Annotated in this window: 11 protein-coding genes and 1 tRNA gene; 4 read left to right on the forward strand and 8 right to left on the reverse strand. The window is 54.8% G+C overall.

Features of this window, described 5'->3' with window-relative positions:
• Positions 1 to 194: 194 nt before the first annotated feature.
• From HGO37_RS07155 to HGO37_RS07170, 4 genes are all read right to left on the reverse strand, one after another.
• Complete coding sequence (locus tag HGO37_RS07155; protein ID WP_192487629.1) at positions 195 to 1,022, reverse strand: response regulator; 828 nt, start codon at positions 1,020 to 1,022, stop codon at positions 195 to 197.
• Between the two features lie 151 nt (positions 1,023 to 1,173).
• Positions 1,174 to 3,687, reverse strand: a complete 2,514-nt coding sequence (locus HGO37_RS07160; protein ID WP_250982746.1) for a GcvT family protein — start codon at positions 3,685 to 3,687, stop codon at positions 1,174 to 1,176.
• Positions 3,688 to 3,867: 180 nt separating this feature from the next.
• Complete coding sequence (locus HGO37_RS07165) at positions 3,868 to 4,131, reverse strand: hypothetical protein (RefSeq protein ID WP_250982747.1); 264 nt, start codon at positions 4,129 to 4,131, stop codon at positions 3,868 to 3,870.
• A 108-nt stretch (positions 4,132 to 4,239) separates the two neighbouring features.
• Positions 4,240 to 6,894 carry a mechanosensitive ion channel domain-containing protein gene (locus HGO37_RS07170; RefSeq protein ID WP_502941389.1) on the reverse strand — a complete coding sequence of 885 codons (2,655 nt, stop codon included), beginning with the start codon at positions 6,892 to 6,894 and terminating at the stop codon, positions 4,240 to 4,242.
• A 330-nt stretch (positions 6,895 to 7,224) separates the two neighbouring features.
• Between HGO37_RS07170 and HGO37_RS07175 the strand changes: the two genes are divergently transcribed.
• On the forward strand, positions 7,225 to 7,476 hold the full coding sequence (locus HGO37_RS07175) for a GlsB/YeaQ/YmgE family stress response membrane protein (RefSeq protein ID WP_192487625.1): 252 nt from the start codon (positions 7,225 to 7,227) through the stop codon (positions 7,474 to 7,476).
• Positions 7,477 to 7,669: 193 nt separating this feature from the next.
• Positions 7,670 to 7,745 (forward strand) — tRNA-Lys (locus HGO37_RS07180).
• Positions 7,746 to 7,983: 238 nt separating this feature from the next.
• Here HGO37_RS07180 and HGO37_RS07185 read toward each other — a convergent pair.
• From HGO37_RS07185 to HGO37_RS07195, 3 genes are all read right to left on the reverse strand, one after another.
• Positions 7,984 to 8,199: a hypothetical protein gene (locus tag HGO37_RS07185; RefSeq protein ID WP_250982748.1), complete on the reverse strand. Its 216-nt coding sequence runs from the start codon at positions 8,197 to 8,199 to the stop codon at positions 7,984 to 7,986.
• A gap of 63 nt (positions 8,200 to 8,262) precedes the next feature.
• On the reverse strand, positions 8,263 to 8,475 hold the full coding sequence (locus HGO37_RS07190; RefSeq protein ID WP_250982749.1) for a hypothetical protein: 213 nt from the start codon (positions 8,473 to 8,475) through the stop codon (positions 8,263 to 8,265).
• Positions 8,476 to 8,540: 65 nt separating this feature from the next.
• Positions 8,541 to 9,452 (reverse strand): PhzF family phenazine biosynthesis protein, encoded by a 912-nt coding sequence (locus tag HGO37_RS07195; protein ID WP_250982750.1) that lies wholly within the window; start codon positions 9,450 to 9,452, stop codon positions 8,541 to 8,543.
• Between the two features lie 352 nt (positions 9,453 to 9,804).
• Between HGO37_RS07195 and HGO37_RS07200 the strand changes: the two genes are divergently transcribed.
• Together HGO37_RS07200 and HGO37_RS07205 are read left to right on the forward strand one after the other, a co-directional pair.
• A complete protein-coding gene (locus HGO37_RS07200) occupies positions 9,805 to 10,578 on the forward strand; it encodes an NAD kinase (RefSeq protein ID WP_250982751.1) in 774 nt (257 codons plus the stop codon).
• Positions 10,579 to 10,582: 4 nt separating this feature from the next.
• Entirely contained in the window at positions 10,583 to 11,119 is a 537-nt protein-coding gene (locus tag HGO37_RS07205) for a hypothetical protein (protein WP_250982752.1), read from the forward strand.
• A 286-nt stretch (positions 11,120 to 11,405) separates the two neighbouring features.
• Here HGO37_RS07205 and prfB read toward each other — a convergent pair.
• Positions 11,406 to 12,537 (reverse strand): peptide chain release factor 2 gene (prfB, locus tag HGO37_RS07210; protein ID WP_250982753.1). Its coding sequence is split into 2 segments (ribosomal slippage): positions 11,406 to 12,467 and positions 12,469 to 12,537, totalling 1,131 coding nucleotides; the frame shifts between segments, so codons are not numbered across the junction.
• Positions 12,538 to 12,551 lie beyond the last annotated feature (14 nt).

Consider the following 12,551-nt stretch of genomic DNA (forward strand, 5'->3'; position numbering starts at 1 on the left):
TCCCGCGCATCCTCCCCACACGCTACGGCTTGAAGATAGGAACGAATTTCGCCACCAACAAGGAGCGAAAGAAAATGGCGGCGTAATTATTCGCTGGCGAAGCAAAAATATCGCACCTGCAGCCAAAACGGCGAAACGCCCCCTATGTTGCCATAGAGGGCGTTTTCAGAATTTCAGATTACGATATCAACCGTTTAAGCGGCGCGACCGACCTTTGCCATGCGGATCTGTACCAGCGTGTCGAGGTTCTGGTTGACGCGGCAATAGAACTCTTCATCGATGAAAGGTCGCAGCATGAAATCATTGCCGCCGGCCTTCAGGAAGCGTGCCGACAAAAGACGATTGGTCGATGACGACACACCGATGACACGCAGTTCATGCGAACCGCGCATGGTGCGAATGCGGCGCGTCAGTTCGAAACCGTCAATATCAGGCATGTTGTAATCGGTCACGACAAGGCCGATATCCGGGTTGTCCTTGAGGATCTGCAGCGCCTTGGCACCGCTTTCAGCCAGGCTGACGCGGAAGTTATAACGCTTCAAACGGCTGGACAGTAGCGCACGCGCCGTTGGGCTATCGTCCACGATCAGAACGTGATGGCGGCTGTTGGTCAGGAAACGGCAAACCGATTCCGTCAGCATATCCACGGCAAACACGTTGTCCTTGATGATGTAGTCAACCACATCCTTGGCAATCAGCTTTTCGCGGGTCGCCTCATGGAACGTGCTGGTGAACACGATGGTCGGTACCGACAGATCAATCAGATATTCCAGCGCCTCGCCGTTTTCAGCGCCTGGCAGATTGATGTTGGAAATCGCCAAATCAATCGGACCATCTGCGGCATCATAAGCTTCCTGCAACTCTTCGAAGTTGCGGCAAATGGTAACCTGAACACCCAACATATCCATCAGGCGTGTGCTGACCAGCTGGGTAAAGACGTTGGTGTCTTCGGCAAGAATGATGCGTTGCGCAGAAAACGGTACACCGGAATATTGCATCCCGGTAATTCCTAAAAAGTTCATGACACCCCCGGTTGTGGACAAAGCCCCTCTGCGCCGGACTGTAACCAATAGTTTTTGCGGAATAATTAATCGCGTATTGCTGATATACACTATTTAAAATCAGCCCCGGACGTCTACGCCGGGGCTGATGGTGCTGTATTACGTGTGCAAATCAGGCCCGCAATACTTGGTTATCGCCATCAAACGGGCTTTCTGCCACCACCTGAGCGTCATACAACTCGCCGAGGATCTTGATTTTTAGCTGTGTGCCGATTTCAGAAAACTCCGGTGCCAGCATGGCGAGCGCCAGAGATTTGCCGACACGCCAGCCAAAACCGCCACTCGTCACACGACCGACCAGCGTACCGTTCGCATTGTAAATTGCCTCCGAGCCACGCGCATCGACATCCGTATTGCCCTCGACCACCAGTGTCGAGAATATCCATTTGACGCCCTTCTCCTTATAGGCGACCAGCGCATCGCGGCCGATAAAGGATTTCTCCGGGCGCAAGAAACGATCAAGGCCGGATTCGTAGGCGTTATATTCCACCGACAGCTCACGTCCCATGTTGCGATAGGACTTTTCAACCGACATCGACACCATGGCGCGAATACCAAACGGCTTGATACCGAACTCGGCACCGGCCTCCATCAACTGGTCGAAAATATAGTTCTGGGTTTCGATAGGGTGATGCAGTTCCCAGCCCAGTTCGCCAACGAAGTTGACGCGCAAGGCATGGGCGCGCGCCACACCAACCGAGATTTCCTTGGCGGTCAGCCATGGGAAATCCTTGTTGTCGAGGCTGGTGCGGGTCAGCTTCTTCAACAGGTCACGCGACTTGGGCCCAGCCAGAACAAGCACGCCATATTTCTGGGTGATTGGCTGCAGCACCACTGAACCATCTGTCGGTGCCAGACGGCGCAGAACATCATGGTCATGGGCTTCGAGACCACCTGCCGAAACTAGGTAGAAACGACCCGGCGCCCATTCATAAACCGTGAATTCCGCCTTGACGCCGCCGGCCGGTGTCAACAGGTGGGTCAGCGCAATACGGCCGCGCTTCTTGGGAATGGCATTGGCGAGAATGCTGTCCAGCCAAGCCCGTGCGCCGGGGCCTGACACTTCCATTTTGGCAAAGGCCGACATGTCGAGAACGCCGACATTGTTGGTGACATTCTTCACCTCATTGCCGACATGCTCGAAATAGTTGGAGCGGCGGAACGACCATTTTTCGACCGTGCGTCCATCATCGAGCGGTGGCGCATAATTGTGGTTGGTCAGAACATCGACGCCGACGCCCTTTTCGCTTTCGGGCAGTTCGTAACCTTCTGGCGCATACCAGTTGGCACGCTCCCAGCCATAGACAGAGCCGAACACGCCACCGAGTTTCTTCAGGCGGTCATAGACAGGTGTTGTTTTGAGTGGACGCGCCGCAGCACGCTCCTCATCCGGGTAATGCATGGTGAAGACGTTGGCATAGGCCTCTTCATTCTTGGCAATGAGATAGCCCTCGGTCGCATAGGGGCCGAAACGACGCGGATCGACGCCCATCATATCGAGGCTTGGTTCGCCTTCGACAATCCATTCCGCCAGCTGCCAGCCAGCACCACCGGCTGCGGTAATACCGAAGGAATGCCCCTCATTCAGCCAGAAATTTTTCAGGCCCGGTGCTGGACCCACAATCGGGTTACCATCCGGCGTATAGGCAATCGCGCCGTTATAGACCTTCTTGATACCAACCTCACCGAAGATCGGCACGCGCGCAATCGCCGTTTCGATATGCGGCATCAGGCGTTCCAGCTCTTCCTGGAACAGTTCATATTCGCTTTCCGGCGACGGGCCATCAACATAACAGACCGGCGCACCATGTTCGTAAGGGCCAAGGATCAGGCCACCGGCTTCCTCGCGCATATACCAGGCGCTGTCGGATTCACGCAGAACGCCCATTTCCGGCAGGCCCTTGGCCTTGCGCTCGAGAATGGCCGGGTGCGGTTCTGTGACGATATACTGGTGTTCGACCGGGATGACAGGAATGTTGATGCCAACCATCTCGCCGGTCTTGCGGGCAAAATTGCCGGTACAGGAAATGACGTGTTCGGCAATCACCTCCCCCTTGTCGGTCGTCACCTTCCACTTGCCGTCCTCCAACTGTTCGATGGCGGTAACCGTGGTGTTGCGGTAAATGGTGGCGCCCTTGTCGCGCGCGCCCTTGGCCAGTGCCTGTGTCAGGTCGGCCGGCTGAATGTAACCATCATCGGGGTGCTGGATTGCGCCGAGAATGCCGTCGGTTTCTGCCAGCGGCCAGACTTCTTTCAACTCCTCCGGGGTCAGCAACTTGACATTGACGCCAATGGTTTCGGCGATACCGGCATAATACATAAATTCGTCCCAGCGATCCTTGCTGCGTGCCAGACGAATGTTGGACACTTTGGAGAAACCGACATTCATGCCGGTTTCTTCCTGCAATTCCTCATAGAATTTGACGGAATATTTGTGGATCTGCCCCACGGAATAGCTGAGGTTGAACAGCGGCAGCAGGCCAGCAGCGTGCCAGGTGGAACCGGATGTCAGTTCCTTGCGCTCAATCAGGATGCTGTCGCTCCAGCCCTTGGCGGCCAGATGATAAAGTGTCGAGACACCGACAACCCCACCCCCGATAACAACGGCCCGTGCATGTGTTTTCATAATCCGAAATCCCTCTGAGGCATGCCGGCCGCTTTTGGTGCGGCCTTTTGCGAAACTGCTGGCGGATGTCAGAATATGCAATTCGAGAGCGATATCAGGTGCCTGTTTACGACATGCGCAAGGCTTGCCGCGACGGTTAGCAAATTGCTTTTAAAACACGGAAAATCGTCACTGCGCGCCTTACTTGACGACAGCAGAACCTTTGACGATTTCAACATTTTCCGTGCCTTCCAGCGCAATGCGGTCGCCATTCGGGAAGGTAACGAAACAATTGGAGGCACAGACCTGTTCCGAGGCACCAGGTGCAATCACCACATCAAACCTATTTCCACCCTCGCTAACGGCCAGAGAGGCCGGCTCCGCGTCGCTATTGGTAATAGTAGCCGAGACAGCCGCTGTCGCAGACAGAACAATAACCGTCATCACGGACAATACATGCTTCATGCGTTTTCGGCTGATGTAGCCGCCCCCTTGATAGCCCAATCTCTTCGTCAAAAAGAGTATGCGGTGATTCTAAGGGGCACGCCATGAATAGAGGCTGAATAGTGGCAATCAGCCTTTCTTGTCTGTCGACTTGACAGTTGGCCTAGTGGACACATCGTCAGCAGATTTGTCGGCCGCTTTTGTGTTCGCCGCCGCCTCAACCTGTTGCGGTTCAGGCTTCACATCGACATTTCCGCCCTCGCCTGCGTCCTTTTCTTTCCGCGCGAGCTTCTCGCTCTCTTCCACCAGTTTGCTGGCGAGAGCCTGCGAGTTGTCACGGTCGACATGCACATTGAGATTGCGCTGTGGCGAGGCGATATCAATGCCCTCCTCGCGGAAGCGTCTGAGAATATCGATCCGCAACTGGTTGCGAACCGGTAAACCGTCCGACAGGTCGGCCAGGAAGAAGCGCACTTCGAAATCAAGCGAGAAGTCACCAAAGCGCAAGAATTCAACATGCGGTTCAGGATTTTTCAGAATAAGCGGCTGGGCGCGCACCAGTTCCAGCAGGATGTCCATGACCTTGCCTGGATCAGCCTCATAGCTGACGCCAACCGGAATTTCCGAACGGGCAATACGGTTACGGTGCGTCCAGTTGCCAACCGGAGAATTGATGAACTCGGAGTTTGGCACGATGATCGACTGGCGGCGGAAGGTTTCGATTTCGGTCGCACGCACCGAGATACGCTTGACGGTGCCTTCGGTCGCGCCTGTGACCACCCAGTCGCCGACCTTGAATGGACGCTCCACCAGCAGGATGAGGCCCGACACGAAGTTGGACACGATATTTTGCAAGCCAAAACCGATACCGACCGACAACGCGCTGGCCACCAGTGCGAGGTTGGAGAGGTCAAGCCCGGCCGAGGAAACACCGAAGATGGCGGCAATGGCGATACCGAGATAACCAATGCCCGTCTTGACCGAGTTGCGCACACCGGCGTCAGCCTTGCTGCGCGCCATGACATTGTTGTCCAGCCAGCGCTGGAACCAGCGGGTGATGATGTAGCCAATTGCAAAAACCGCGATGCCACCGAACACCGCCAGCAGCGAGATATTGGTGTTGCCAACCGGAATACCAGTCAGCAACCGATAGCCCCAGTTCTCGATATCGCCGGGCTGGAAACCCCAGGAAAACAGGATCAGCGGCACACCAAAGGCAAGTGCGACAACATAGATGCCGAGACCGGCAACAAGTCCCAGTTGGTCAAGAAACACGGGGCCCAAGCCGTAACGCCGGTACAGGAAACTGCCAGCGACGGAATCGGCAAATATGCCCTGTTTGGAAATCGCCTTGCCGGAGAGAATGCCAATATACATGGTAGCCAGCACGGCACCGGTGACGACAATCTGTGTCGACACAAACCGAGCAAGGCCAACATATCCCGTCAAACACGCACCGATGATAAACAGGCCGGCCAGACGAAACAACACGTTCATCCAGCGTGGCAGGCGTTGTCCGGGTGCGGCTGGATCGGCATCCTTCTTCATGACCGGGTGCATGAAGGACATGATGATGAGGATGATACCGACAATGACCGATGCAACGAAGCTTTTCACCACCGTCAGGATAACAGGTGAATACAGCGCCTCACTGATACCGCTCAGCAGATAGTCGAAACCATTGACCACGGTCATGGCCAGCACGGCCCAAGTCAGGTGGTGCGCTCCGGTATTGCTGACACGAACCAGACGCCAGTTCGGGTGCTTGGGCGCAAACACCGCATAGGTCAGGCGCCAGACGAAATAAACCAGACCGGTAAAGCCCATGGCCGTAAAGACGATCGGCGCAATGTCTGAGCGCAGCACATTGAAGTTTTCAAGCAAAAACGCCGATGCCACCAGAAAAGCTACGACCGTGGCCGATTGCACCATGGTGGACCAGAAGGCCACCGAAAGGCGGCGGATATAACCCGGCTCGCCCGAGAAGGCACTGCGTTCCATGTGGCTGCCAAGGAACCTGTAGCCGCCGACCAGAAACAGCATGGCGGCCAGCAACGACAGGAAGATGGCAGACAACAGTTGAAGCGGCTTGTAGTTCCACACGAAGGTCCACCAGCTGCCAACGACCCGCTGGAAGGACGACACTTCGTTGACCAGCGAGGAACCGGCAGCCGAAAACACATTCAGCGAAATCTCGGTGCGCTTGAAAAGCGTATCCTTGAAAAGAGACCGGCGCAGATCTGTAATGTGGTTGGACAACTGACTGGCCTGCGTGGACAGTTGTTCGGCCTCGCCCGTCAGTGCATTGATGTCAGCTCTCTCGGCAATCAAACGGCTGCGCTCTTCGGTGACGATCGGCGCTTCTGGCGGTTGGCCATCCTTCGGCGGTTCGCCAAGTTCATCGAGACGGGTCTTGGCGGCCTCAAAACGTGGGCGCAGGCTGACCGAAGATTTAACCGCGTTGGACGCAATGGCATCGGACTGGGCCTTAAGGTCCACCAGTCTGGCATCATCATCTTTTGCCGCTTCAACGGTCTCTGCCAGTTTACCAAGTGCAGCCTTGTTGTTTTGCAGGTCGGTCCGCATCTGCTCAATCGGTGACGACGCATCCGCCGGTACTCCATCCTGCGATAGCGCCAACGAAGGCACGGCACACAAAGCACTGAGCGACAACAGAACAATCAATACAGCTAGCCGCGGCAAACGCCGGGCGTCAGGAATGCCAAACACGTCAATTACCTTTCCGGCGTACGGAATCACTTGCGACCCGAATCTGAAATTCATCACGCTGTTTAAACAAGCACACAACAAACATCAGTTTCATACGTGTCACGCAAAAATATTCAAAACCTGTGTGAAGGATCGAAAATTGGCCCGGCAAAATGGCCTTGAGCCCTTGTTCAATCCCCCTCGACTACCCGCAATTCGGCGTGCAATTTGCCGCAAAATAATGCGCGTAGCGGTTTATGAAAAACGATTGCCGCGACAATAGGGCTTCCAAGCGGCTTCTGATGTCCTTTTTTAGGCCAGAAACGCTGTAGAGCCGCTGTTTTCCCTTGTATTTTAATATTAGAATCACCAAATTTAAACTTGCAGTTAGCGTGGGAGGAAATCATGGAATCTGCAGGTGTTGGCTGGATTGCAGCAATTGTCATTGGTGGTGTCGCCGGATGGCTCGCTGAACAGTTCATGAAAAGCAATCTTGGCGTGTTGATGAACATCATCCTTGGTATCATCGGTGCGATTGTCGCCAATGCGATACTATCGTTGTTTGGCGTCGTGTTGACCGGTTGGCTGGGCTATCTCATTGCTGGCTTTGTTGGCGCGTGCATACTCATTGCCGTCGGACGTGCATTCCGGAGGTGATTCCTCCTGTATTTACAAACTACTAACAGACATTCCCGAGAGCATTCTCCACCGTCGATCTTCGGGAAAAGATCGGCGTGTCCAGCGTGAGTGAAATTTTTTTGTCATAAAAAACGAAGAAATTTCATTTCCGCGCTGGACATTCCTTTTTTTCCTCTTTATAGCCCCCCTCACACCGCCTGAGGGCGGCGGCGGGTGATTAGCTCAGTTGGTAGAGCAGCTGACTCTTAATCAGCGGGTCGTAGGTTCGAGCCCTACATCACCCACCATTAACTTCCTGAAATGACTGTGAAATTAGAGACTGCGAAATAACTTCGCCGCCTCTCGTCTCATGTCTTTCATGCAGATTTCGAGGATGGGTCATGAGCCGCATTTTGCTTATCGTTCTTCTTGGCGCTCTGGCTATCTCAATCGTCGGACATATCATTTTTGCATTCGTCGTGACGTAAAAAATCCCCCGCGCCCGACTGGAGAAAGGGCACGAGGGATCACATCAAACCAATATTGTTATTCTGTTTGCCGAGCTGTTTCGGGCGTCTCAGTTTTTTTCTGCATGATCAAGACTTCATCGGTCTTTTGATCTGCCGTTTTGGCAATGCTTGCCGTCTTGATTTCAGTATCGACTGCAGCTGATGTATTCAGCTTGGCATGTCCAGCGCATTCGGCAAACGCTACAGGGGCCGAAAGCGCAAGTGTAGAGGCGATTATGAGAATTGCCTTCATTTCATTCTCCTTTCGCTGTTTCACTGCGCGAGAAGAGTAACCCGCAATTCCAGAATCACGAAATCACGCTTTCTTACCGTGTTCGTCAGATCCTTTATCCGTCACCGACCGGCGCTCGCTGCGCAGATCGAGAGGATTTGGACAGAAACGCCGAAAGATCATTGCCACATGGGTTCCATGCAAATTGATGATGTTTGGAGAGTAGTTTGCTCCGCCATTTGCGGCCGTCAGTTGACGGCTACCACTTCTACCTGAGCCGTTACCCGTGTGTTGCATCGCGTTTCTCCTTCTGTCAGGGAAACGGGCAATCCACAAAAATGGTTCCAATTTTCAGGCTTTTATCAAATATCCATGGTGCCGTGGGCCACGCGGACGGCACTGCCGCCAATGCGTGCGCGGGAAATATCACCGTCTTTCACATCGATATGCAGATGGATGAAGGACGGACGACCCATCTCGACGCCCTGCTCTATCATCACCGGATAATGCCCGTCGGACAGGCCGTCAAAATGATGGATGGCGCCGGATAGAGCAGCCGCGGCCGACCCGGTTGCCGGGTCTTCGGCAATGCCCATTTCAGGCGAGAACATACGCGCGTGGAATTTTGCGGTGTGGTTCACACCACCACGACAGTAAACGTAGCAGGCAGCCAGCCTCCCCTCCACCAGCGGCGCCGAGCGTTCCCACAACTGCGGATCAAAATCCATTTCCCTGATGGTGGAAATATTGTGTAGCGGCACCAGGAGGAATGGCACACCAGCCGTCCAGATCGACGGCACGTGATTTTCAAAGCCGATATTGCCTTCGCTGACACCGAGTGCATCGGCCAGCTTCGCGCGGTCAAGCGGCAGATCGATACGGGAAGACTTTCGCGGCAAATCGAATTCGGCAAACCCCGGCGCATCGTTGCGAAGCCGGATGGCGCAGCGGACCGGTCCTACCTTCTCCTCGAGAACGCAGACCATATCGACGTCACCGCCATTGGGGTTACGCTCCCCCAGTGCCACGGCAGCCCCAACGGTCGGGTGGCCTGCAAAGGGCAGTTCACCACCGGGGGTGAAAATGCGTAAGGATGCGGCATAGGCAGGGTTATCGGATTTGCGGATGAACACGGTTTCCGACAGGTTCATCTCGCGGGCGATAGCCTGCATCGTCTTGTCGTCAAGCCCATCAGCATCATACATGACTGCGAGAGGATTTCCCTCAAGACGTTTGTCGGTAAAAACATCATAGATACTGTATTCGATCGCCACACCAGTCTCCTGCCGTTTTTTATTCCTTATGCTTTTGCCGCAACCTGCCCGACCCCGGCTTTCTCTGCAAGCCCGCAAATGATGGGCATTGCAACTGATAAAGTCCGAGCGCCATTAATCGTGCGCATGGTGAACAGTTTTCATAACGGCCGCATATTTTCAGACACCGTCATAAGGAACTGCCATTTTCCGCCTATAGGGTGCATCAAATCAGGCAGGGAGCCCATCATTGTGACGTTTGTTCGAAAATATCAGGCCATGCATCATAAAACGCGCCGGCTGCAGACCTGAAAGAGCTTGTCGCACCCTCCTGACTTCCTGTACCAAGGTACTGTTCCAAAAGGTAGATTGCATGTCCGGTTCACAACAGTCGCTATCATTTGTCCACGCCAACACACCGGATGCGCGCGCCGCATGCGAAGCATTGATTGCCCGGTATGGAAACGCCCCCTTTGACGAGGCAAACGTCATCATTGCGCTGGGTGGCGATGGCTTTCTATTGCAAATCCTCAATGAAACCATGAATTCCGGCAAACGTGTCTATGGCATGAACCGCGGCTCAGTCGGTTTCCTGATGAATGATTTCCGCGTCGACAACCTGCATGAGCGTGTGGCGATTGCCACCGGCAATGATTTCCACCCATTAAAAATGATCGCGACAGATGTGCATGGAGCGGAATTTACCGCGCTAGCCATGAATGAGGTCAGTCTCTTCCGACAGTCGCACCAGGCTGCAAAGCTGAAGGTCACCGTCGATGACAAGATACGGCTGGAGGAATTGATCTGTGACGGCGTTATGGTTGCAACGCCCGCAGGGTCCACTGCCTATAACTTCTCCGCCCACGGGCCGATCCTGCCACTGGAATCACCCCTTCTCGCATTGACCCCGGTCAGCGCGTTTCGTCCGCGCCGCTGGCGTGGTGCATTGTTACCGAACAAGGTGACGGTGGATATTCATGTGTTGGAAGTTGAAAAACGCCCCGTCAATGCGGTTGCGGATCACACCGAGGTTAAATCCGTGGTAAGTGTGCGTATCGCACAATCCCAGGATAGAACTGCGGTGATTTTGTCCGATCCTGACCGCTCATGGTCGGACCGAATTCTCGCTGAACAATTCACGAACTGATGAAATGATGAAAATGCCAGGTCTTGTTACAAAAACCCTCCTGACAGCCGCACTGTTTGCGCTCTCGCTGCAAGCCGTTCACGCGCAGACGACACCAACCTCCCCCATCGAGGACCTGCCTGTCGCGGCCATTTTCGTCGCCAGCAGCGGCCTTTGGGAAGACGAGCCGGCCCCCGCTGCAGCAGCGACCACGACAGCGACTTCGGAAGCAGCGCCTCCTGCGGCCGCACCGCCACGCCGTGGTTATTACAAGGTCGTTGCGATGCGACAGAATGACGGCACGGCACGCATCTTTCTGCAGCAGATTGCCTACACGCCAAATGGCCCTGACCTGATCCAAACGGTGGAGCTGGAAGAGTTTTCGAAGTTCAAGGCCTATGTCACCGACATTCGTCCGGAAAGCTCGTCAGGCAACGGCAATGTGCCAGGCCTGTTTGTTACCGTTCACCTGAAGACCGATCCGATGTCGACAGAGACTGAAGCCTGGACCGTGCTAATCGATGAGCTGGGCGACATGAAGATCGAGAAAGCCTCGAACTGAACGCTGTGGAGCAGCCGCCTGCGACGGCTCTGAACCAATCACTTCCGACAAGATCAATCCCCGGCTTCGACCGGGGATTTTTTATGCCCGAGCAAATGAATGCCCCACATGCCTGGTCTTCCCCCGGGTCTTGATCTCAGGCAGCGCCTTGCCGCCGAAAGAAAACCCGCCGATCATGATCGGCGGGTTCTTTTGGTGCTGTCAAACTGAATCAAGTCGCTCACGGTCTGATTCATCAACAGGCTCTAATGCTTTGTTTTCAATAGACCTTACGGAGATATTGAAATCAGTCGATGTCGGAAACCTCAACATCCGCACCGCCGCTGATGCGGTGAGCCAGTGCGGCTTCCATAAACTCGTTCAGATCGCCGTCCAGCACGTTGCTCGGAGCGGTGCTTTCCACACCGGTACGCAGGTCCTTGACCAGCTGGTAGGGCTGCAAAACGTAGGAGCGGATCTGGTGACCCCAGCCGATATCGGTCTTGGAGGCTGCCTGTGCATTGGCCGCTTCTTCGCGCTTTTGAAGTTCGACTTCATAAAGGCGCGAACGCAACATGTCCCACGCCTTGGCGCGGTTCTTGTGCTGAGAGCGTTCCTGCTGGCAGGCCACAGCGATACCGGTTGGAATATGCGTGATACGCACGGCCGAGTCGGTGGTGTTAACGTGCTGACCACCGGCACCCGACGAACGGTAGGTATCGATGCGGCAATCGCTTTCATTGATGTCGATCTGGATCGAGTCATCAACGACAGGGTAAACCCAGATCGACGAGAACGAAGTGTGACGGCGCGCATTGCTGTCATAGGGCGAAATACGCACCAGACGGTGAACGCCCGATTCCGTCTTCATCCAGCCGAATGCATTGTGGCCCTTAACGAGAATGGTTGCAGACTTGATGCCCGCCTCTTCCCCGTCATGCACTTCCAGCACTTCAACCTTGAAGCCCTGGCGTTCAGCCCAGCGGGTGTACATGCGCAACAGCATGCTGGCCCAGTCCTGGCTTTCAGTACCGCCAGCACCGGAGTGAACTTCAACATAGGTGTCGTTGGCGTCGGCTTCACCAGACAGCATCGCTTCGACCTGCCGGCGGTTGGCTTCGCTGCGCAGCGCCTTCAATGCCTCTTCGGCGTCCTTGACGATATCCTGATCGCCTTCTTCCTCGCCCATCTCGATCAATTCGATATTATCGTTGACCTGCTGCTCGAGGGCTTTGACGCCGCTGATGCTTTCGTCAAGCTGCTGGCGCTCACGCATCAGCTTCTGTGCTTCTGTGGCATCGTTCCAGAGGTTTGGATCTTCTGCCTTGTTATTCAACCAGTCCAGTCGTCTTATCGCCTGGTCCCAGTCAAAGATGCCTCCTCAGCAGGCTTATGGCCTGCTTGATTTCGTCGACAACATTCACAATCTCGTTGCGCATTTCGCTGCTATTTC

Source organism: Rhizobium sp. CG4, from assembly GCF_023701965.1.
GTDB lineage: Bacteria > Pseudomonadota > Alphaproteobacteria > Rhizobiales > Rhizobiaceae > Agrobacterium.

What these genes read in the sequence shown, in the direction of transcription:
- HGO37_RS07165 (WP_250982747.1), bottom strand. Translation starts at nt 4,131, where the DNA reads ATGAAGCATGTATTGTCCGTGATGACGGTTATTGTTCTGTCTGCGACA.
- HGO37_RS07155 (WP_192487629.1), bottom strand. Translation starts at nt 1,022, where the DNA reads ATGAACTTTTTAGGAATTACCGGGATGCAATATTCCGGTGTACCGTTT.
- HGO37_RS07170 (WP_502941389.1), bottom strand. Translation starts at nt 6,894, where the DNA reads ATGAATTTCAGATTCGGGTCGCAAGTGATTCCGTACGCCGGAAAGGTA.
- HGO37_RS07160 (WP_250982746.1), bottom strand. Translation starts at nt 3,687, where the DNA reads ATGAAAACACATGCACGGGCCGTTGTTATCGGGGGTGGGGTTGTCGGT.
- HGO37_RS07175 (WP_192487625.1), top strand. Translation starts at nt 7,225, where the DNA reads ATGGAATCTGCAGGTGTTGGCTGGATTGCAGCAATTGTCATTGGTGGT.
- HGO37_RS07205 (WP_250982752.1), top strand. Translation starts at nt 10,583, where the DNA reads ATGATGAAAATGCCAGGTCTTGTTACAAAAACCCTCCTGACAGCCGCA.
- HGO37_RS07185 (WP_250982748.1), bottom strand. Translation starts at nt 8,199, where the DNA reads ATGAAGGCAATTCTCATAATCGCCTCTACACTTGCGCTTTCGGCCCCT.
- HGO37_RS07190 (WP_250982749.1), bottom strand. Translation starts at nt 8,475, where the DNA reads ATGCAACACACGGGTAACGGCTCAGGTAGAAGTGGTAGCCGTCAACTG.
- HGO37_RS07200 (WP_250982751.1), top strand. Translation starts at nt 9,805, where the DNA reads ATGTCCGGTTCACAACAGTCGCTATCATTTGTCCACGCCAACACACCG.